Source organism: Protaetiibacter sp. SSC-01 (assembly GCF_014483895.1).
Classification (GTDB): Bacteria; Actinomycetota; Actinomycetes; order Actinomycetales; family Microbacteriaceae; genus Homoserinibacter.
This window is the reverse complement of the sequence record NZ_CP059987.1, coordinates 704,244-725,213: the sequence shown is the minus strand read 5'-3', so window position 1 is coordinate 725,213 and position 20,970 is coordinate 704,244. Positions and strand designations below refer to the sequence as shown.

Below are 20,970 nucleotides of genomic sequence, written 5' to 3'. Positions count from 1 at the left end.
TAACCAGCCGACATTGCGGTCACGTTGCGGGGCCCTGCGCACGCCGTGCCATTCGCCGGATGATCGCCAGGGCACCCCGCAGGCGCTCCCGGCCTTCTCGCTGAAGCAGTATCGACCCGATGAGAGCAGCGCCGGCGAACAGGCCGACGGCGATCGCGGCCCACCAGCGCTCTGCGCCCCCGACATATTGCATGAGCCCCCAACTCACCGCGTAGACGACGAGTCCGGGGACCAAGATTCGAAGCGCCTCGCGGAAGTACTGCGCCGACGGCCAGTGCGCAGCCTTCCAGAACCACACGAGGCCGCCAGCCCAGTTGATGAACAGCGACAGCGCGACAGCAGAGGCGACGGCCTCGATGCTGATAAAGCTGCCCACGACGATGAGGGCGATACCGAGACCCTTAGAGACGAGGTTGTAGTAGGCGAGCTGCATGCCGTTGTTGCCGATGATCGTGCGCCAGTAGTTGACGTTCGAGAAGCCCCAGAACACCCCGCCGATCGCGATGATCTGGAAGAGGGGCACCACAGCGACCCAATCCGGGCCGAGCATCGCGGGAATGAGCCAATCGGCGGTCGCTCCGGTGACAACGAACAGGCTGGTGATCGCCAATCCGAGGGCGAACTGGATTCGCTGCAGGACCACATCGACGGGGCGCCCCTCGGCTGCAGCCGCATTGACGGTCGGGACGACGACTTGACTCAGCGGACCCACGAGGCTGCTCACGGGGACTTGGAGTAACTGATACGCACGGCTGTAGATCCCCACGCTCCCCGCGTCCCAACGCACGCCGACGATCACAGTGTCGAGGTTCTGAGAGACGAACGTCAGGAAGTGCGCCATGCCGAAGGCGGCGCCGTCCTTGACCAGAGTCCGCGACGATCCGTCGCTACGCGGCCGCGTCGGCACCCATCGTGCGGACGCCGCGATCACGACGAACGCGGAAAGCGGACCGGCGAGAGCGCCCATAACGATCGCCCAGTAGTCGAAGCCGAGGAGAGAGAGGGCCACAGCCACCGCGAGGTTCATCGCAGGGGACGCCAGATCGGACGCAGCTATCGGGATGAACCGGCGCGAACGCGCGAGCTGAACGCGGAGCTGAGCGGTCACGCCGTTGATCAACAGCACGGGCGCCAGAGCCGGCGCGAGGAGGAGCATCCGAGCGTCCTGATACATCATCGCCAGGAGCCCCCCGGAGGCGGCCAGCGCGATCGCGGTGACGAGACCGAGCCCGGAGTTGATCCAGAACAAGTTCGACGCCTGCTGATGCGTCAGATCGGGACGCTGCAAGCCGATCGTCGTCAGCCCGAGATCCCGCAACATCTCACCGAAGGAGATGAAGACCGTGACCATCGCGACGACACCGAACGCCTCCGGTGCGAGCAGTCTCGCCAACACCACGACGGACAGGAATTGGATACCCACGCGAGCGACCTGCGCGAGCAACATGTGGCTGGCGCCACGCGCCCCTCGGCTCATCGCGTCGCTCACTGTGACACCCTAGCCGTGCGTGCGACGGTCACCGGTTCTCCCCCATCGCAGCGCATCCACGACGAGATCGCGCTGACTAGCGATAGATCTCTCCGAGGTCGACGATGACCTCGACAAGCGCGGAGACGGCGGCGGCCACCCGCGCCGCCGAGCGCCTATACGTCTCTTCCGACCTGCGGTACGGGTCCTCGACCTCGTCATGTTCCGGGGCTGTGGGCAGAGACACCCCCCGCTGTGCGGCGACCTCCGGCACGAGCCACCGCATGCGTTCGGGCACCCCGAACGACTTACCTACCTGGCCCGCCTCACCCGAATCCCGAAGGTCGACAGCGAGCCGTACGAACTCGGGCAGCGTGAACGCATACCGGCTCGCGCGGGGCACCATGCGAACCACCGCCGCGCGATGAGTCCGCTCCATGGTGAGCACCAGGTCGGCTGCGTCGATCATCGACGCATCGACCTGTCGAGCCGAGTGGTCACCCGGGTTCCCCCCGTGGCCAATCGTGTGAGCGGCGGCTTGCGGGTCCATCGGATTCCCGACGAGTGCAGCGACACCGGCGCTCGAGACCTCGGTCGCGTCGCCGAGACCGCGGCGAGCAAGCTCGGCGACCAACAGGCGCTCAGCCTGAGGCGATCGGCAGATGTTCCCCGTGCAGACGAAGAGCACCCGGAACGGGGATTCGGCGACGGTCACCTGCAGACTCCGATTCTCAGCGCTTTGCGGGATCCTGCGCGTCCCCGTAGCCGTAGCCGTACGCACCGTAGCCGTACGCGTCCGGGCCCTTTGTAGGCATCATCGTGAGCACGAGACCGTGCACCTTCGCATCGACGTTGTCGAGCGACTTGAGGGCCCCCTCGAGCTGGGTCCGCTGGGTACGTCCGGCCGCAGCGACCACGATCGCCCCCGAGGTCTGCTTCGCAAGGATCGCACCGTCAGTCACGGGAAGCAGCGGCGGAGCGTCGACGAGCACGATGTGGAACTCTGCTTCGAGATCGCGCAGCAGCTTCGCCATCGCGGCCGAACCGAGCAACTCGCTCGGATTCGGCGGAATCTGCCCGGCGGGAAGGACGAACATGTTGTTGCGTCCCCAGCGCTGGAGCGCGTCAGCGAGCGGGGCCCGGCCGATGAGCACGTCCGTCAGCCCGACCGCCCCCTCGAGGCCGAGGTACTCCACGAGCTTGGGCCGACGCAGATCCCCCTCGATGACGCAGACGTTGAGCCCCGAGTCGCGCAAAGCGATCGCCAGATTCGCCGTCGTGGTGCTCTTTCCCTCACTCTCGATCGACGAGGTGACGACAAAGCTGCGACGTTCTGAACCCATGTCGACGAACTGCAGGTTGGTCCGCAGCGCGCGGAAGGACTCTGCGCGAGGGCTGAGGGGGTCGGCGTGGACGATCAGAGGACGTTCCTTCGCCTTCGCGTCGTATGCGATGGCCCCGAGAATCGGGCGGTCCGTCACAAGCTCGATGTCGCGCTGGCCGCGAATGCGCTGGTCGAGAACGCTCCGCAGCACAGCGACTCCTACCCCGAGCGCTAGGCCGATGAGCGCCCCGAGCGCGGTGTTGAGCAGCACGCGGGGCGACACGGGCTCGGCGGGCACCTGCGCGGTTTGGGTGACCGTTACCTTGACCGGCACGACGCCCTCTGCGTTCGCCGGCGTGAGTTCGGGGACCGCATCGATGAGGTTGTCCGCGATCGCGTTAGCGATCTGTGCAGCGAGCTCCGGGTCGGGGCCCGTCACCGTGATGTCGACGATGACGGTATTGAGCTTGACCGACGCGCTGACCCGATCCGCGAGCTCCTGCGGCGACTCGTCGAGTCCCAGTTCCGAGATGACCGGGTCGAGCACGAGGCCGGTCGTGACTACCTCGGCGTAACTGCGCACGATTTGTTGGGTGTAGCTGTTGCCCGCGCTGAGGTCGGACACCGTGTCGGCACTCGATGCGGATACGAAGACTTTGGTGGTCGCCTCGTACTGGGGCGTTTGAAGCAGCGAGAAGGTGGCACCCCCAGCAGTACCGAGCACGAGCATGACCAGAATTACGGGCCAATTGCGCCGGAGGATACGCAGGTAGTCGCGCAACTCCACGTAGTAAACCTCCGGGCTCGGTAACGCCTGAGCGCCGCTGCAGCGCTCGGACAGCCTAGCCGACGAACAATCAGTGTTTGGCGGCTCAAGGTCACGTCACATCCCGGACACACTGCCCGGGTAGGGTGACCCTTCGTGGGTTCTGGGGAGACTACGAGGACGAACTGGCGCCTCAGATACGCGCGCCGCCTCGCCTGGAGCGACTTCTTCGTCGTCGTATGGGCCGTATGGGGCGCTCAGCTCCTCTGGTTCGGCGACGACTCTGAGCGGGTGGGCGTTCCCGAGAAGCTGACGACCTTCACGGTGAACTACACAATGTTCTCGGTCTTGCTCGTACTCGCGTGGGCACTCGTGCTGACCATCGGAGCCACCCGGGAATCCCGCATCGTCGGCGCGGGTCCGGAGGAGTACAAGCGCGTCGCCGCCTCGAGCTTGCAACTCTTCGGCGTCGTCGCGATCATCGGGTTCGCCTTCCAGATCCAGTTCAGCCGCGGGTACCTTCTCGTGGCTCTGCCCGCGGGAATCGTCGCGCTGCTGCTGGAGCGGTGGCTGTGGCGGCAGTGGCTCAACTCGGTGCGCCGCCTCGGTCGCTACAGCGCACGCTGCGTCGTCGTCGGGGGCTCTCGCGACGTGCGGGACATCATCGCGACGCTGCGCCGCCAATCATCGGCCGGGTACTACCCCGTCGCCGTGTGCACCACGCGGCCGGGCGCCATCGTCGACCTGCCATCCGGCATCCCCGTCGAACCTGTGGCCGAACTGCAAGCCGTCATGAAGCAGCACCACGCCGACACCGTCATCATGGCGGCCGGGCACGGGATGTCGGCGCGCGAGGTGCGGGAACTGTCGTGGACGCTCGTCCCGGGCGAGCAGCACCTCGTGATGGTGCCGAACCTCGTCGACGTCGCCGGCCCCCGCATCCACACCCGCCCCGTCGCGGGCCTGCCGCTCGTGCACGTGGAGACGCCCCGCTACGAGGGCGCCGGGCGCTTCACGAAGCGGGCGTTCGACTACCTGGGCGCGCTCCTCCTCGTCATCGTGCTGTCGCCCGTGCTCATCGCCGCCGCGCTCGCCGTCAAGCTCACCTCGCGCGGCCCCCTGCTGTTCAAACAGGAACGCATCGGCCTGCACGGCGAGAAGTTCCGGATGCTGAAGTTCCGCAGCATGGTCGTCGACGCCGAAGCGAGGCTCGGGGAGCTGCTGCAGCGCGAGCGCGACGCCGGCAACGAGGTGCTGTTCAAGCTCAAGGACGATCCGCGCGTCACCCCCGTCGGTCGCTTCATGCGGCGGTTCTCGATCGACGAGCTGCCGCAGCTGTTCAACGTGCTCGGCGGGTCGATGTCGCTCGTGGGCCCGCGCCCGCCGCTCGCGCGCGAGGTCGAGCTGTACGACGAAGCCGCGCACCGCCGCCTGCTCGTGCGGCCGGGACTCACGGGCCTGTGGCAGGTCAGCGGACGCAGCTCGCTGTCGTGGGAGGACAGCATCCGCCTCGACCTCTACTACGTCGAGAACTGGTCGCTCGTCGGCGATGTCGTGCTGCTGTGGCGCACGCTCAAGGCCGTGTTGGCGCGGAATGGGGCTTACTGAGGTTGTGCGTGGGGTGGTCTCGAGACGCGTCGCTTCGCGGCGCTCCTCGACCACCTGGGTGGGCGCGGGGCTGCTCGACCACCTGGGTGCCCCTAGGCTGACCCCGTGCCCGTCGCCGCCGAACTGGACGCCGCCCCGCGCGAGCGCCGCATCCGTCTGATCGCCGACGGGATCGGGTCGGGGGCCGCCGCACACGAGCACCGCCTGCTGCGTGCGGCACGGCCCGCGCTGCCGGTGCTCAACTGGCTCGGGCAGTTCGCTCGGCCCATCATGAAGGTGCCGGGGCTCGGGTGGATCACGTCCGACCCGGTGGTCGCGCGCAACCTGCTCAACGACCCCGCCCACCTCACGCTGCTGTCGGAGGGCGGCGTGGGGCACCTGTGGGCGCAGATCCTCGGCGACTGGGTGTACGACCTCTTCGACGGGCCCGGCCACCACGACCTCCGCACCCGCAGCAAGGAGCTCTTCACCGAGCGCACGTCGGCCGCGTTCGTCGAGCACGCGTGGGGCGACCGCCTGCGCGAGGCGCGCGCCGCGTTCGAGGCGGGTGAGCGGCTCGACCTCGCCGACCTCTCCCGCATCCTCGTCGGACGGATGGTGACGCAGCTTCTCGGCCTGCCCGTCGACCCCGCGCGTGGCGACGACGCCTACCGCGACATCTTCGCGACGGGCGAGCGGCTCGCATCCATCGCCCTCGGCACGACCGCCGACACGCAGCTGCCGCCCGACAAGATCGCCCTCGCGCGCGGCATCGTCGACGAGCTCACCGGGCACATCGACGACGTCTTCTCCTCGGCGGCACCCGACACCGTCATCGGGCGGTGCCGCGAGCTCGGGCTGACCCTGCAGGAGACCAAGGGGCTCTCGACGCTGCTCATGGTCGCCGGAACCGAGACCGCGGCATCCGCGATGGCCCGGATGGCGGCGATCCTCGTCGACTCCGGCGAGCTTTCGCGGCTGCTCGCCCACCCCGAGCACCGCGACGACACCGTGCGCGAGGCGCTGCGGGTGACGAGCCCGGCGCCGCTCATCGGACGCTCCGTGCTCGCCGACGTCGAGGTGGCCGGACGGATGCTGCGCGCCGGCGACCGCGTCATGGTGCTCACCTGGACGGCCAACAACGTCGCGGGGGCGTTCCGCATGGACCGGCCGTACCTGCCGCACAACCGGCAGTTGTGGTTCGGGGCCGGGCGGCACCTGTGCCTCGGCGGGCCGCTCGCGCGGGCGGAGCTCGCGGCGGTGCTGGAGCTGCTCGTCGGGGACGGGCGGGGGTACCGCGTGGTGTCTCGGCGGTATGGGCGTCGGGTGCTGATTCCGGCTTATGCGTCGTTGGTGGTGGAGAAGGTCTAGGGGGCGGGCCGGCTGGGGCTGGCTGAGTTGGGCTGGGGTTGGGCTGGGGCTGGGGCTGGGGCTCGGGCTTGGCGGGGGCTGGCGGGGGCTGGCTGGGGATGGGGCTTGCCGGGGATGGCTGGGGATGGGTCGGGCCGGGGTCGGGCCGGGGTCGGGGGGGGTCGGGGCTGGGGCTTGCCGGGGCTGGTTTCGACACGCCCGCTCTGCGGGCTACTCAACCAGCGGTATAGCGGCGGTGGCGCGGCGGGCGGGCGCGGGCTCGAGCACCCGCGGGCGAATGCCGGGCTTCGTATCGGGCGGGGGGCCAGCGTCGTGCAGTGCGGCTAGGGGCGGCGTGTCGGGTCGGCCCCGGGGCTCGCCTCTCGCCCACAGCCCGGGCCACCACGACCTTTCCACGAATGTCGCTCGGACTCTCGTATGTATGTTCGAATCCTGGGATCATGGATGCATGACCCCGCTTGCCGACTTCCTCGCCTCCCTGGGCGATGTGTCGGCGCCGCCTGCCCTCCCGGAGACGGCCGCGCTGCGCGATGAGGAGTGCCGATGATGTCGACCTTCCTCGGCAGGCGGCCGAGCGCCTCATCCGCCTCGGGTCGCGGCAGGAACAGGCGGAACCAGTGGTCGAAGCCGTGGTCGGGAAAGTCGGCGAGGTCGTCGCCCGCGACCGTCACGCGCACCATGTGCGGGGTCACCTGCTCGCGTCGCACCACCTCGAGGAGGGCATGGGCGTCGTAGCTGCGGGCGTCGCGGAAACTCATCGGGCGTCCTGTCGAGGTCGCGGTAAGGCTCGCCTAACCTTAGTCGACCGCTACCACAGCTCGGCGCCGGCGAGAGTCGTGGCGGCCGGGCGGAAGCCGAGCGACTCGCGGGCCGCCGACAGGTCAAGCGTGCGCTCGAGGCCCAGCTGACTCACGGCGTAGCGGGTGATGCGGGGGCGACGGCGACGGATGCGGGCCGCACGCTCGGCGAGCCCCGCAGCCTGGAACGCCGCCACGTAGGGCAGCCGCACGATGCGCGCCTTCACCCCGCGGCGGGCGAGGAACTCCTCCAACACGTCCGCGAGCGACACGGGCTCCGCATCCGCGACGTTGTAGACGCCCGCCGGGCCGCGGAGCGACAGCCGCACCGCCTCCACGAGCGTGTCGACGTGCGTGAGCGAGTGCGGCACGCGCGCCCCCTCGGGCAGCACGAGCCGACCGCCGCGCACCGCCTCGAGCACCCGCGGCAGCAGTGTCGTGTCGCCGGGGCCGTAGACGGCGTGCGGGCGCAGCACCACGGCATCCGCGGCGGCGACCTCGAATTCGGCGAAGGTCTTCGACTCCGAGTAGCTCGACAGGAAGTGGTTCACGGGCGCCGCGTCCTCGCGCGCCATGACGGTCGGCGTGAACGCGTCGTACACCGACGACGTCGACAGGTGCACGATGCGCGCGCCCGGGAAGCTGGCCACGACGTGCCGCGTGCCCGTGCGGTTGGCGCGCATCGCCTCGGACAGCGGCGCCCAGTCGTCGGCGAGGGCCGCGCAGTGCACGACGGCGTCGAAGTCGCGGTCGCCCTTGAGCAGCCCCTCGGTGATGTCCCACACCCGGTAGCGGGCGCGCGGATGCGACCAGCCGCGCGCCCGACGACCGAAGCCCGTGACGTCGTGGTCCTCGGCGGCGAGGGCGGTGGCGACGGCGCCGCCGATGAACCCCGACGCGCCTGTGACGGCGATCCTCATGCGCGCTCCCCCGGGTCGGCGACGGGTGCGGCCGACACAGACTCAGCCACGGCGGGTGGAACGAACGGCGCGAGCATCCCCGCGAGGGCCGCGCGGTCTAGCTTGCGCGAGCGGCCCGCGCGCGGGAGCGCGGGCACGGCGACCACGGCATCCGGCAGCACGCCCGCGTCGATGAGCCCCGGCAGCCGGCGGCGCACCTCGGCGGCGAGAGGATGCGACGTGCTCGTCTCGGCGGGCGGATGCAGCGCGGGCACCACCGCGACGAGGATGCGGTCGTCGCCGATGGCATCCGGAACCCCGGCCATCGCCGCATCCGCGACGCCCGGCAGCCCCGCGATGAGCGGCTCATACAAGCCCGGGTAGACGTTCTGCGTGCCGCGGATGAACATGTCCTTCGCGCGCCCGCACAGCACGAGCCGGTCGCCGTCGAGCTCGGCGAGGTCGCCCGTGTGCAGCTCGGCGAGCGGATGCTCGGGCAACTCGGCGAGATAGCCGCGCGCGAGGCCGGCGCCCGAGAGCACGAGCTCGCCGTCGTCGATGCGTGCGCGCACGCTCGGCACGAGGCGGCCGACCGCATCTCCCCCACCCGCGGGCGCGGCGAGCTTCTCGGCGCCGTCGGCGATCGCGACGGGCAGGATCTCGGTCATGCCGTAGACGGCTTGGATGCGCACGTCCGGCATCCGCTCGAACGCGCGCCTGAGGAGCGGCGGCAGCACGGGGGCACCGCCGAGCACGATCGTCTCGAGCGCGGGCGTCAGCTCGGGGCGCGCGTCGAGCGCGGCGAGGATGGCGTCGAGCGTCGCGGGGCTCGCGAACAGCAGCTCGGCGTCGCCGAGATGCTCGAGGTACGCCTCGGGCCGCGCGCCGGGGTCGAGGCCGGGGGCGGGCATCGTCCAGTGGGCGCCGCCGATGAGGGCGGGGATGCCGACCATGAGCTGGTCGGTGAGCACGCGCAGGCCGGGGCGGATGCCGACGCCGTCGGCGAAGTCGCCGAGCCCCGCGCCGAGTGAGCCGCGCGTGTGCACGACGGCCTTCGGCACGTCGGTCGTGCCGGAGGTGAACACGACGAGCGCCTCGTCGTCGGGGGCGCCGGGGCGGATGCGGTCGGCGCGGTCGGCGCGGGGATCACGGGTGTCGGCGCCGGCAGTCGGGTGGCCGGGCCCCGCCGCGAGCCGGTCGAGGGCGAGCGCGCCGCGGGGCACGCCGGGCAGCCAGCGTCCCGCGCGGAGGTGGCGCGCATCCGGAACGAGCCGCCCGTAGGGCGCGAGCTCGAGCCCGCGCCGACGTGCGAGCGGACGCAGCGGCCCGGAGCTTGCGAGGTAGAGCAGCGACTCGGCGGCGACCCAGCGCGGCGCGGCGAGGTTCGCGCGCGCCCGGAACAGGGCCTCCCCCGCCCCCGGGTCGGCGAACACGACCGTGCCGCCCGCGCCGACGATGCCGAGCGCGAGGGTAACGGCGTCGGGGCCGGGGCGCACCGAGAACAGCACGCGGTCGCCGGGGGCGAGGCCGGCATCCGCGAGCCCCGCGGCGATGCTCCGGATGCGGCGGCCGAGCTCGCGGTAGCTCCACGTGCGCCCGTGCGCCGTGAGCGCAGGGGCGTCGGGCGTCGCGTCGCACGCGCGCAGCACCGACAGCACGAGGTCGCTCACGCGCGCACCACCAGCTCGGCGTAGGAGGGGATGAGCACGCCGCGCGCGGGGCGACGGCGCTCGATGCGGAGACCCGGATGCGCGAGCAGGGCGTCGAGCGCGAGGCGGATCTGCGCCATCGCGAGCGGCGCCCCGAGGCAATAGTGGGCACCCGCACCGAACCACAGCTGCTTGAGCGACGCCGACGGGTTGCCCTCGGGGTCGAAGGCGCCGAGCGCCGTGTCGGCCCAGTAGGTGCCGAGGATGACGCGGTCGCCCGGGCGCACGGCGACCGGCCCGATGCGCGTCGGCGCTGATACCGCTCGCAGCATGACGGGCGACGGCGTCGTGACCCGCAGCCCCTCCGCGATCGCCGCATCCAGGGCACCCCGCGCCGGGTCGGATGCGATGCGCGCATGCCACCCCGAGTCGACGAGCAGCGCCACGAGTCGTGGCAGGTACGACACGATCGTCTCGGTACCCGTCAGCACGAACGCGCCGACCGCCCCGAGAGCCTCGCGCTCGTCGAGGCCGAGGGCGCGCATCCGTCCGGGCACGGTCGACTCGTCGCCGGCGTAGGCGCGCGCCGCGTGCTCGCCGAGCTCGCCGAGGATCGCACGAGCGGATGCGAGCTGACGCGGGCCGAGCCGCGGACGCGCAAGAGTCACGTAGCCGGTGACGGCCGAGACGCGCGCGAACATCGCGTCGTCGAAACGGCCCTCCTCGAGGCCGACGAGCCGCGAGATGACGTGGCTCGCGCCGCGGCGGGCGTGGGCGACGAGATCGACGGGCTCCCCCGCCGCGAGCGCCGCCGCCAGCGAACGCGTCGCCGCGCCCAGGCTCTCGGCGACGAACCCGTCGACGAACGACGGCGAGAACAGCGGCGCGAGCTGCCGACGGAGCGCGAGGTGATCGGCGCCCTCCATGTTGAGCAGCACGCGCGGTCCGAGCACGGGCGTCCACAGATCGCTGGGGGCGCCGGGTCCGTTCTTCGAGAAGTGGGCGGAGTCCATGAGCACGCCGCGCAGCAGGGCGGCGTCCTTCACGATCACCCCGAGGCCCGGCACACGACGCACCGGCCCGGGCACGGCCGAGACGAGCGGAAAGGCGAACGGATGCGCCGCGCGCACTACCGCCGCGTCCCGCCGCGTCGCGACCTCGGCCGTCATCGGATGTCGACCACTTCGGGCTTGTACGCGTGGTCCTTGTACCAGAGCAGCGTGCGCCGGAGCCCCCACGCGCGCACGCGACGGCTCGACCCGAACACCACGACATCCGCTCTCCGCGCGTAGTCGCTCGTGATGCGGCGCACGGCGTTGACGAGGGCGCGGTCCTCGTGCAGCTCCTCGATCGCGGTGCGCGGGAAGCCACCCGCCGCGAGGTAGAGCTCGGCCGTGATGCCGACGTTGCAGCCGGCCGCCATCATGTAGGGCCCGAGGTACCCGTCGCCGCGGTTGCCCGGACGGATGCGGCCGAACGCCTCGGCGAGGTGCACAGCGCCGCGCAGCAGGGCACGCGTCGCCCAGCCGACATCCTCGTCGCGGCGCGCGACGAGCTCGCCGCCCACGAGGCGCAGCCCGAGGCCGCCCTCCTCGCGCGGCGTGAGGGCGCGGCGCACGGAGGCCGTCCAGTCCTCTCGGGGCAGGCAGTCGGCGTCGGTGCGCGCGAGCAGCGTCGCGCCCGCGTCGATCGCGGCGCGCATGCCCGTGTCGGCGGCAGCGCCCGTGCCCTTCTGCGGCTCGTCGATCACGCGCCACCTCGCCAGGCCGTGCGACGCGGCGAAGGCGCGGATGACATCCGCCGATCCGTCGGTCGAGCCGTTGTCGACGAAGATCACATCGAAGTCGGCGTCGCGCTGCGCGGCGAGCGCCTCGAGCGTCGGCGCGATGCCGGCGGCCTCCTGGTACACCGGCACGACGACCGCGAGCCGGCCCGCGCCCGACGACAAGCCCGCCGACGAGCCCACCGCACCGCTCACCACACGACCTCGACGAGCCCGAGCGAGATACCCCCCGCGAGCCCGATGAGCAGCACGCGCGAGCCCTCGTGCAGCATCCGGCGCTCGCGCGCGAGCTTGAGCTGCAGCGGCAGGGTCACCGAGGCGAGGTTGCCGTGGTCGCGCACCGTGATGACGGTGCGGTCGTCGGGCACGCCGAGGCGCTCGAAGATCGGCGGCAGGTAGGGCAGGGCGACCTGGTGGATGGCGACGAGGTCGAAGTCGTCCCACGTGAGGCCGCGGTCGCGCAGCAGGCCGAGCACGGGCTCGGGGCCGAGCTCGAGGAACGCCTGCTGCAGCCCGTGCCCGTCCATGTCGAAGTACTCGGCGTCGACGTCGCGTGGGCGCATCGTGCCGCCGCCGGGCAGCGTGCCGACGTCCCAGTGGCGCGAGACGGCGAGGAAGCGCGTCGAGCGGATGCCGACATCCGGCACGTCGGACGCCTCGAGCACGAGCGCGGCACCGCCATCGCTCATCGTGTAGCCGGGGAACGAGCGCAGGAAGCGCTCGTGGCCGTCGACGTCCCAGCGCACGGCGACCGTCGGCGCCTCACCCGACGCGATGAGCACGCGGCGGTACTGCCCCGTGCGGATGAACGCGTCGGCCACCTGCATCGCGTTGACGACCGAGTTGCACGCGTTCTTGACGTCCATGACGGGCGCGTCGACGCCGAGCTTCGCGGCGACGATGTGGCTCGTGGCGGGCTCGACGAGGTCCTGGCTCGCGGAAGCGAACAGCACGAGGTCGACGTCGCCGGGCGACTCGGCGAGCGCCTCGCGGGCGGCGGCGACGGCGAGGTCGGAGGCGTCCCATCCGTCGGGCCGCAGGTGCACGGTCTCGACCCCCGTCATGCGGCGGATGAGGCCCGTCGGCAGGCGCACACCCCTGTTGCGGCGACGCAGTTCGGCCTCGGTCTCGGCCGTCGTGCGCACGTGCTCGGGCAGGTGCACACCGAGCCCGACGACGCGGGTGGAGACGGGTGACGGCACGGATGCGAGCCTAGCGAGAGCGCATGCCGTATCCGTGCCGCCGGGGTCACCCGATCACTCGGGCGACCAGGGCACCTCGAGGTCGAGCACCCACGTGACACCGAAGCGGTCGCGCAGCATGCCATAGAGGGGCGACCAGCCCGCGGGCGCGAGCGGCACGACGACGGTCGCGCCCTCGGCGAGCTTCTGCCAGTAGCCGGTGAGCTCGTCGGCGTCGGTGCCGCGCACCGAGACGAACACGGGGATGACGCCCGGCGCCCACTCGGTGTGGCCCGGCACGTCGTAGGCCATGACGCGGAAGCCCGCGTCGGAGGCGACCTGCCCCCACATGATCTGCTCGGCCTCGGCGGGGTCGGTGACGGCTCCCGCGTCGACGTAGCGCACGAGCGCGAGCTGCCCGCCGAAGACCGACTGGTAGAACTCGAGCGCCGCGCGGGCGTCGCCGCGGAAGTTGAGGTGGGGCGTGGTGGCGATGGTCATCGCGATCTCCTTCGTGAGGGTGTGGTGCCGGATGCGGCTTCGCCAGTCTTCGCCCAGTACAGGACAGTTCTCGGCCTCTTCCCGATCTAGTCTCGAGCCATGGCCGACACGACCTCGCGGATGCTGCAGCTGCTCTCACTGCTGCAGGCGCGCCGCGACTGGCCGGGCGAGGTGCTGGCCGAGCGGCTCGAGGTGAGCGTGCGCACCGTGCGCCGCGACGTCGACCGCCTGCGGGAGCTCGGCTACCGCGTGCGGGCGGTCAAGGGGCCCGACGGCGGCTACCGCCTCGACGCGGGCTCCGAGCTGCCACCCCTGCTGTTCGACGACGAGCAGGCCGTCGCCGTGGCGATCGCGCTGCAGACGGCCACGGCATCCGGCGCCGACATCGGCGAGCCCGCCGAGCGCGCCCTCGCGACCGTGCGCACCGTGATGCCGTCGCACCTGCGGCACCGCGTCGACGCGCTCGCGACCGCCGTGACGCGTGCCGCCGCCGACGCCGTCGACCCCGCCGACCCCGTCGACCCCGCGCTGCTGCTCGCCGTGAGCGCCGCGATGCGCGCCCGCGAGACGCTGCGCTTCGACTACCGCGACGAGACGGATGCGCCCCCGCGTCGCGCGGAACCCCACCACCTCGTCGCGCGCGCCGGCCGCTGGTACGTCATCGGGTGGGACGTCGACCGCGCCGACTGGCGTGTCTTCCGCGTCGACCGGATGCGGCTCCGCTCCGCGCGCGGCGCCCGCTTCGCCCCGCGCGAGCTGCCGGGCGGCGACCCGCACGCGTTCCTCGCCGCGCGGTTCCGCGGCGGCGCGGCGGGCTCCGCCGCGCGGTTCCGCGGCGGCACGTCAGGCTCCGCCGAGTGGCCCTGCCGGGGCGCCGTCGTGCTCGCGCTCCCGCTCGACCGCGTGGCGCCCTTCGCGGCCGACGCCGCCGTCGAGGCGGTCGACGCGTCGTGCACACGCGTGCACGCCGGCTCCTGGTCGTGGGTCGCCCTCGCCGCCTCGCTCCTCCGCTTCGACGCCGACGTCACGGCGGCGGAGCCCGCGGAGCTCGCCGCCGCGTTCGCGACGCTCGCCGGGCGCGCGAGCGAGGCATCCGCATCCGTCGGCCCCTGACACGCCGCGGGCGCCTGCCCCGCACGGGCGGGGGTGACACGGTTCCCCTGACGAGAGGACACCGCCATGAAGTTCGTCATCACGTACACCTCGACCCCCTCGCTCGGGCTGCCCGGCGTCGCGGTCGAGATCCGGCCGATGGTCACCGACTACAGCCAGTTCGAGGAATGAGGCGCCACCTCCCGTGCGGGCGCGGCAACCGGGGGTGACGCCTCGGGGGAACCCGCCCTCACGGGGAGACGAGGGCGGGCCGGGAGACGAGGGCGGGCCGGGTCAGTCGCTGGTGCCGAAGACGTGCGGTCCGCGGATCGCGACGTCGGCGCCGCCGTCGACGTACACGGTCTGGCCCGCGAGGTGGGTGTTCTCCTCGCTCGTCAGCCACGCGATGAGCCGCGCGACGACGATCGGCTCGGCCGGCCCGGCGAGCGGCATCGGCACGGCCTGGGCGAGCTGGTCGCGACCCTCCCGCGTCTCCAGGAAGCCCGCGGTCATCGGGGTGACGATGACGCCGGGGCCCACCGCGTTGAGCGGGATGCCCGCGCCCGCCCACTCGGGCGTGATCGACTGCGCGCGCACCCACTCCGAGATCGCGCGCTTCGTCGACGCGTAGATGAGGTGGCCGAGCTGCTGCTCGACGAGCGCATCCGCCCGGGCGACCGCGGCATCCTCGTCTCCCGCGTGCAGCAGGCTCACGAGCTCGGGGTCGTTGTCCTGCAGCGACGAGAACGACGACGTGACGACCGCGCGCGGGGCGGCGGATGCGGCGAGCAGCGGACGCAGGTTCTCGAGCGTCGCGACGGCGCCGAAGAAGTTGACCCTCACGGTGAGCGGGGTGAACTGGGCGACGCCCGCGTTCGCGACGATCGCGTCGATGCCATCGGGGGCGAGAGCCGTCACGGCATCCGCGAGGCCTGCGCGGCCCGCGGGCGTCGACAGGTCGGCATCGACGTCGGCCCCCGCGAGGTCGACGCCGATCACGCGCTCGCCGCGGCTCTCGAGCAGTTCCCTGGTGGTCTTGCCGATGCCGGAAGCGGCTCCGGTCACAACGTAGGTGCGCATCTCGCTCTCCCTCTCCGGCGGCGTCTGCGTCGTCGCCACACTTCGGAGCCTAGGGATGCCGCGGGGCGGCGCACAGGGACTTCGGTCCCGCCCCGACCCCTCGCCGGAGCGGATGCGGGGGTCAGCCCTCGAGCTGCTCACCGAGCTCGAGCCAGCGCTCCTCGAGCGCACTCGAGTCGGCCTCGAGCCCCGCGAGCTCGGCCTGGAGTCGCTGCAGCTCGGCGTAGTCGCTCTGGTCCGCGGTCGCGAACGCCGCGTGCATCGCGGTGATCGCGTCGCCCACCTTCGCCATGCGGCGTTCGACGGATGCGAGCTCCTTCTCGGCGGCGCGGCGCTCGGCGCCGGAGAGGGTGGCGGCGGCGCCCGCACCCGCTGGCACTCGAACAGCGGAGGGGGCGGCGCCACCCGCTGGTTGAGTAGCCCGCGAAGCGGGCGTGTCGAAACCAGCCGACGTCTGACGTTCGTCGGGTCTCGATACACCGTCGCTGCGCGACGGCACTCGACCAGCGGTGGGGGCGTCGCTGCGCGACGGCACTCGACCAGCGGTGGGGGCGCGCCCACCCGCTGGTTGAGTAGCCCGCGAAGCGGGCGTGTCGAAACCAGCCCCGGTCTGACGCAGCCGCAGGTACTCATCCACCCCACCCGGGAGGTGCCGCATCCGTCCGCCCATGACGGCGTACTGCTGGTCGGTGACGCGCTCGATGAGGTAGCGGTCGTGTGAGACGACGAGCAGGGTGCCGGGCCAGGAGTCGAGCAGGTCCTCCATGGCGGCGAGCATGTCGGTGTCGAGGTCGTTGGTGGGCTCGTCGAGGATGAGCACGTTGGGCTCGTCGAGCAGGATGAGCAGCAGCTGCAGACGACGCTTCTGGCCGCCCGAGAGGTCCTTGACGGGGGTGGAGAGCTGCGCGTTCGAGAAGCCGAGGCGCTCGAGCAGCTGACCGGGCGTGAGCTCGGCGCCCGCGCCGGTGCGGTAGCTGGCCCGCTGGCGGCCGATGACATCCGCGACCCGGTCGTTCGCGATCTCGTCGAGCTCGGCGAGGCGCTGGTCGAGCACCGCGAGCTTCACCGTCTTGCCGGTCTTCACGCGCCCCGCGTCGGGCGCGACGGTGCCCGCGACGACGCCCAGCAGGGTCGACTTGCCGGCGCCGTTGACGCCGAGGATGCCGGTGCGCTCGCCGGGAGCGATGCGCCACGTCACCTCGTGCAGGATCTCGCGGCCGTCGAACGCGACCGAGACGCCCTCGAGGTCGACGACGTCCTTGCCGAGTCGCGACGTCGCGAGCTTCTCGAGCGCGACCCTGTCGCGCACGGGCGGCACGTCCTCGATGAGCTGGTTCGCCGCCTCGATGCGGAACTTCGGCTTGCTCGTGCGTGCGGGCGCGCCGCGGCGCAGCCACGCGAGCTCCTTGCGCATGAGGTTCTGGCGCTTCGCCTCGGATGCCGCCGCCATCCGGTCGCGCTCGACCCGCTGCAGCACGTACGCGGCGTAACCCCCCTCGAACGGCTCGACGATGCCGTCGTGCACCTCCCACGTGTCGGTCGACACCTCGTCGAGGAACCAGCGGTCGTGGGTGACCACCACGAGTCCGCCCTGGTTCTTCGACCAGCGGGTCTTCAGGTGCCGGGCGAGCCACGCGACGCCCTCGACGTCGAGGTGGTTGGTGGGCTCGTCGAGGAACACGACGTCCCACTCGCGGGAGAGGAGCGCGGCGAGGGCCACGCGGCGGCGCTGGCCTCCCGAGAGCTCGCCGATGCGCGCATCCCAGGGGAGATCCCCGAGCAGGCCGCGCACGACATCCCGCACCTTCGCGTCACCCGCCCACTCGTGCTCGGCGCGGTCGCCGACGACGGCGTGGTGGATCGTCTCGTTCTCGGGCAGCCGGTCGGACTGGTCGAGCATGCCGATGCGCGTGCCGCCGCGCACCGTGACGCGGCCCGAGTCGGGCTGCTGGCGGCCGGCGAGGATGCGCAGCAGCGTCGACTTGCCGTCGCCGTTGCGTCCGACGACGCCGATGCGCGCGCCCTCGTCGATGCCGACGGTGACGTCGTCGAAGACGTCTTTCGTGGGGAACGAGAGGGAGATGCTCTCGGCGCCGAGCAGGTGTGCCACCCGTCGAGCCTAGGCGGCGCGGATGGGCCGGACCTGCACGGCCGCGTCAGCCGGCCGCCTCCCGGGCGATGTGGCTGCGGGCGTGCTCGATCGCCGAGGGCAGGTCGTCGAAGAGGTGCTTGTGGTGCCGCAGCGCCGAGAGCACCCCGACGGTGCGGAACAGCTCGACGTGCCCCTCGCGCACGCCCTTGATGAGCACTGTGATGCCGCGCGCCTCCAGTCGCTGCACGATCTCGCTCAGCACGTGCGCGCCCGTCGCGTCGACGAGCTCGATCTGCGACATCCGCAGGATCACGACCGACACGTTCTCGAGCGCCGTCACGGTGTCGAACACGCGGTCGGCGGCGGCGAAGAACAGCGGACCGTCGAGGCGGATGAGGGCGATGCGCTCGTCGCCCGGCACCGGTTCGCCCAGCTCCTCACGCGTGACGCCGGTGGCCCGAGAGAGGCTGCGGATGGCGAAGATGCCCGCCACGACCATGCCGATCGCGACGGCCACGATGAGGTCGACCGAGATCGTGACGATGGCCGTGACGACGAAGGCGATCGCGTCGGCGCGCGTCGAGCGCAGGATGCTGCGCACGGTCGCGCGGTGCACCATCCGCACCGCCGTGACCATGAGCACGCCCGAGAGCGCCGCGAGCGGGATGAGGCCCACGGGCTGGGCGGCGACGAGCACGACGAGCAGCAGCACGACCGCATGGAACACCGCGGCGACGCGCGTCTGGGCGCCCGAGCGCACGTTGACGGCGGTGCGCGCGATCGCACCCGTCGCGGGCATGCCGCCGAAGAGTCCCGCGGCGACGGATGCGAGTCCCTGCCCCACGAGCTCGCGGTCGGGGTCGTAGGGGCCCGTGTCGGCGAGGGATGCGGCGACGCGCGCCGAGAGCAGCGACTCGATCGCCGCGAGGGCCGCGACCGTGAGCGCCGGCAGCGCGAGGTGGCCGAGCGTGCCGAGGTCGAGGGCGGGGAAGCTCGGCGGCGGCAGGCTGCTCGGCAGCTCGCCGATGTCGGCGAGGGGTGTGGGCAGCAGGAGCGCGAGGACGGCGACGAGCGCGATGCCGATGAGCGAGCCCGGGATCGAGGGGTGCAGCTTCGGCAGCAGCACCATGCACAGCGCGACGACCGCGACGGCGCCGAGCGCCCACAGCAGGTAGGCGGGGTCGGCGTGCACGAGAGTGTCGACCGCGGTGACGACGACGTTCGTGTGGCTCGTGCCGCCCGTGTCGGCGCGCGTGAGCGCGGGCACCTGCTGCAGGAAGATGATGACGGCGATGCCGAGCGTGAAGCCCTCGATGACGGGCCACGGGATGAACGACACCGCCCGGCCAAGGCGCAGCGCCCCCGCGACAAGCACGATCACGCCCGCCATGACGCTCAGCAGCGCGACGGCGCCCACGCCGTACTGCGCGACGATCGGCGCGAGCACGACGACCATGGCGCCCGTCGGCCCCGAGACCTGCACGTTCGAGCCGCCGAACACGGCCGCGACGACGCCCGCGATGATCGCGGTGATGAGGCCGGCCTCCGCCCCCGCGCCCGACGAGATGCCGAAGCCGAGCGCGAGCGGCAGCGCGACGATGCCGACCGTGAGGCCCGCGACGAGGTCGCCGCGCCAGCTGCGGCGCAGCGGGCGGTAGTCCTCGGCCGAGGGCAGGAGGGCGCGGATGCGGCGGCCCGTGCGGCGCGCGACGTCCGCGGCGCTCATCGCGGCAGCTCGGGGAGGGCGGCCACGTCGGCGGCGCGCGCCGAGTCGGCGGCGACGATGTCGGCGAGCAGGCGGCGGGCGACGGCGAGCAGCTCGGCGACGTCGGCGTGCGCGAGCCGGTAGTAGACGTGGCTCGCGCGGCGGTCCGAGGCGACGAGCCGGTGGCGGCGCAGCACGGCCAGGTGCTGCGACAGGTGCGAGGCCTCGAGGCCGGTGGCCTCCTGCAGCTCGGCCACGGTGTGCTCCTCGCCGTCGGCGAGCAGCTCGAGCAGCCGGATGCGGAACGGATGCGAGAGCCCCTTGAAGAGCCCCGCCTTCACCTCGTAGAGGGGGCGCTCGGAGCGGGAGAACGGCATGATGAAGTCATCATATCGCGCGTGTTCACCGTCCGTCGCGTGGGCGCCCGCGTTCGCCGCGTTCACCGCGTCCACCGCGCTCCCCGCTGGTCGCGGGGGAGCCCGCGTTCACCGCGTTCGGCGTGTTCACCGCTGGACGCGAGGGCGCCCGCGCTCCCCGCTGGTCGAGTGCCGCCGCGACGCGGCGGTGTATCGAGACCCCACCGACGTCACACGTTCGTCTGGTTTCGATACGCGCCGCGACGCGGCGCTACTCAACCAGCGGGAGGGCGCGCGAAGCGGCGCTACTCAACCAGCGGGAGGGCGCGCGAAGCACCGCCGCCGCCGCGAAGGCACGGTCAGTCCGCGACGATCCGCGCCCCGTGCACCGGCCCCGTGGCCCGCACGACGTTGAGGCGAGCCGCCGAGAGGGCGACCTGCAGCTCGAGGGCGGAGTCGACATCCGCGGTGAGGAACGCGACCGTCGGCCCGGAGCCCGAGACGATGCCGGCGAGGGCGCCGTTCTGCTCGCCGAGCTCGAGCACCTCCGCGAGCGACGGCTCGAGGTGCAGCGCGGGGGCCTGCAGGTCGTTGTGCATCGCCTCGGCGAGCATGTGCGGGTCGCCCGCGCGCAGCGCCTGCAGCACGTTCGTGGCCACCTGCGGCCGCGGGTCGGCGGGGAAGATGTCCTGCGCGTGGCGGCGGCGGTGCTCGTCGAGCTCCGAGTAGACGGCGGGCGTGGAGAGCCCGAAGTCGGCGAGCGCGAGCACCCAGTGGAAGCTCCCGGATGCGAGGGCCGGCGAGAGCTCGTCGCCGCGTCCCGTGCCGATCGCCGTGCCGCCCGTGAGCGCGAAGGGCACGTCGGCGCCGAGCTTGCGGGCGAGGTCGAGCAGCTCCTCGCGCGGCAGCTCGGTGCCCCACAGCGCGTCGCACGCGACGAGGGTGGCCGCGGCATCCGCGGACCCGCCGCCCATGCCGCCCGTGACCGGCACGTGCTTGTCGATGCGGATGTGGGCGCCGCCGTCGTAGCCGGTGCGCGCCGCGAGCATGCGGGCCGCCTTGATGGCGATGTTGGAGCCGTCGACCGGCACCCGGGAGAGCTCGACCGAGCCGGTGACCTCGATGGAGAAGTCGCTCGCCTCGGTGACGCGCACGTCTTCGCACAGCGAGACGGCCTGGTAGGCGATGGCCACGTCGTGGTAGCCGGTGTCGTCGATGGCCCCCACCTTGAGGAAGACGTTGATCTTCCCCGGCGCCTTGACGTGCACCGCAGCGCGCCCGGAGGTGGTCATTGCTCCACCCTAAGGGAGGTGGAACGC

General features: G+C 72.3%; 18 protein-coding genes. 3 read left to right on the top strand and 15 right to left on the bottom strand.

Annotated features, from left to right (window positions below; all coding sequences use genetic code 11):
• Positions 1-19: 19 nt before the first annotated feature.
• From H4J02_RS03410 to H4J02_RS03400, 3 genes are all read right to left on the bottom strand, one after another.
• Complete coding sequence (locus tag H4J02_RS03410; protein ID WP_187675715.1) at positions 20-1,489, bottom strand: lipopolysaccharide biosynthesis protein; 1,470 nt, start codon at positions 1,487-1,489, stop codon at positions 20-22.
• 76 nt (positions 1,490-1,565) lie between these two features.
• The gene (locus H4J02_RS03405) at positions 1,566-2,183 is read right to left on the bottom strand and encodes a low molecular weight phosphatase family protein (protein ID WP_187675714.1); all 618 of its coding nucleotides are present in this window, start codon (positions 2,181-2,183) and stop codon (positions 1,566-1,568) included.
• A gap of 16 nt (positions 2,184-2,199) precedes the next feature.
• Positions 2,200-3,579 (bottom strand): polysaccharide biosynthesis tyrosine autokinase, encoded by a 1,380-nt coding sequence (locus tag H4J02_RS03400; protein ID WP_187675713.1) that lies wholly within the window; start codon positions 3,577-3,579, stop codon positions 2,200-2,202.
• A 135-nt stretch (positions 3,580-3,714) separates the two neighbouring features.
• Between H4J02_RS03400 and H4J02_RS03395 the strand changes: the two genes are divergently transcribed.
• Together H4J02_RS03395 and H4J02_RS03390 are read left to right on the top strand one after the other, a co-directional pair.
• Positions 3,715-5,166 carry a sugar transferase gene (locus tag H4J02_RS03395; protein ID WP_187675712.1) on the top strand — a complete coding sequence of 484 codons (1,452 nt, stop codon included), beginning with the start codon at positions 3,715-3,717 and terminating at the stop codon, positions 5,164-5,166.
• Between the two features lie 105 nt (positions 5,167-5,271).
• Positions 5,272-6,516: a cytochrome P450 gene (locus H4J02_RS03390; protein WP_262406196.1), complete on the top strand. Its 1,245-nt coding sequence runs from the start codon at positions 5,272-5,274 to the stop codon at positions 6,514-6,516.
• Positions 6,517-6,839: 323 nt separating this feature from the next.
• On the opposite strand, the gene H4J02_RS03385 is transcribed toward H4J02_RS03390, so the two are convergent.
• From H4J02_RS03385 to H4J02_RS03355, 7 genes are read right to left on the bottom strand one after another with little or no spacing between them, the layout of a single operon-like run.
• Entirely contained in the window at positions 6,840-7,274 is a 435-nt protein-coding gene (locus H4J02_RS03385; protein WP_187675711.1) for a siderophore-interacting protein, read from the bottom strand.
• A gap of 50 nt (positions 7,275-7,324) precedes the next feature.
• Positions 7,325-8,233 carry an NAD(P)-dependent oxidoreductase gene (locus tag H4J02_RS03380; protein WP_187675710.1) on the bottom strand — a complete coding sequence of 303 codons (909 nt, stop codon included), beginning with the start codon at positions 8,231-8,233 and terminating at the stop codon, positions 7,325-7,327.
• The gene (locus H4J02_RS03375; RefSeq protein WP_187675709.1) at positions 8,230-9,882 is read right to left on the bottom strand and encodes a class I adenylate-forming enzyme family protein; all 1,653 of its coding nucleotides are present in this window, start codon (positions 9,880-9,882) and stop codon (positions 8,230-8,232) included. Before H4J02_RS03375 ends, H4J02_RS03380 begins: the two co-directional genes overlap by 4 nt.
• Complete coding sequence (locus H4J02_RS03370) at positions 9,879-11,030, bottom strand: cytochrome P450 (RefSeq protein ID WP_187675708.1); 1,152 nt, start codon at positions 11,028-11,030, stop codon at positions 9,879-9,881. The genes H4J02_RS03375 and H4J02_RS03370 overlap by 4 nt, the downstream gene beginning before the upstream one ends.
• Positions 11,027-11,839 (bottom strand): glycosyltransferase family 2 protein, encoded by an 813-nt coding sequence (locus H4J02_RS03365; RefSeq protein WP_262406195.1) that lies wholly within the window; start codon positions 11,837-11,839, stop codon positions 11,027-11,029. The genes H4J02_RS03370 and H4J02_RS03365 overlap by 4 nt, the downstream gene beginning before the upstream one ends.
• Positions 11,836-12,846, bottom strand: a complete 1,011-nt coding sequence (locus H4J02_RS03360; RefSeq protein ID WP_187675707.1) for a 3-oxoacyl-ACP synthase III family protein — start codon at positions 12,844-12,846, stop codon at positions 11,836-11,838. Before H4J02_RS03360 ends, H4J02_RS03365 begins: the two co-directional genes overlap by 4 nt.
• Before the next feature lie 54 nt (positions 12,847-12,900).
• The gene (locus tag H4J02_RS03355) at positions 12,901-13,326 is read right to left on the bottom strand and encodes a VOC family protein (protein ID WP_187675706.1); all 426 of its coding nucleotides are present in this window, start codon (positions 13,324-13,326) and stop codon (positions 12,901-12,903) included.
• A gap of 99 nt (positions 13,327-13,425) precedes the next feature.
• Here H4J02_RS03355 and H4J02_RS03350 point away from each other — a divergent pair, with 99 nt between their 5' ends.
• The gene (locus tag H4J02_RS03350; RefSeq protein WP_187675705.1) at positions 13,426-14,439 is read left to right on the top strand and encodes a YafY family protein; all 1,014 of its coding nucleotides are present in this window, start codon (positions 13,426-13,428) and stop codon (positions 14,437-14,439) included.
• Between the two features lie 273 nt (positions 14,440-14,712).
• Here the strand turns inward: H4J02_RS03350 and H4J02_RS03345 are convergent, their stop codons facing one another.
• The 5 genes from H4J02_RS03345 to H4J02_RS03325 all read right to left on the bottom strand — a co-directional run bounded on the left by H4J02_RS03345 (position 14,713) and on the right by H4J02_RS03325 (position 20,943).
• Positions 14,713-15,498, bottom strand: coding sequence for an SDR family oxidoreductase (locus tag H4J02_RS03345; protein ID WP_187675704.1), 786 nt, complete (start codon positions 15,496-15,498; stop codon positions 14,713-14,715).
• Positions 15,499-15,619: 121 nt separating this feature from the next.
• Positions 15,620-17,608 carry an ABC-F family ATP-binding cassette domain-containing protein gene (locus H4J02_RS03340; protein ID WP_187675703.1) on the bottom strand — a complete coding sequence of 663 codons (1,989 nt, stop codon included), beginning with the start codon at positions 17,606-17,608 and terminating at the stop codon, positions 15,620-15,622.
• A 46-nt stretch (positions 17,609-17,654) separates the two neighbouring features.
• Positions 17,655-19,316 carry a SulP family inorganic anion transporter gene (locus tag H4J02_RS03335; RefSeq protein ID WP_187675702.1) on the bottom strand — a complete coding sequence of 554 codons (1,662 nt, stop codon included), beginning with the start codon at positions 19,314-19,316 and terminating at the stop codon, positions 17,655-17,657.
• Complete coding sequence (locus H4J02_RS03330) at positions 19,313-19,672, bottom strand: helix-turn-helix transcriptional regulator (RefSeq protein WP_187675701.1); 360 nt, start codon at positions 19,670-19,672, stop codon at positions 19,313-19,315. Before H4J02_RS03330 ends, H4J02_RS03335 begins: the two co-directional genes overlap by 4 nt.
• A 338-nt stretch (positions 19,673-20,010) precedes the next feature.
• On the bottom strand, positions 20,011-20,943 hold the full coding sequence (locus H4J02_RS03325; protein WP_187675700.1) for a 4-(cytidine 5'-diphospho)-2-C-methyl-D-erythritol kinase: 933 nt from the start codon (positions 20,941-20,943) through the stop codon (positions 20,011-20,013).
• Positions 20,944-20,970: the final 27 nt, after the last annotated feature.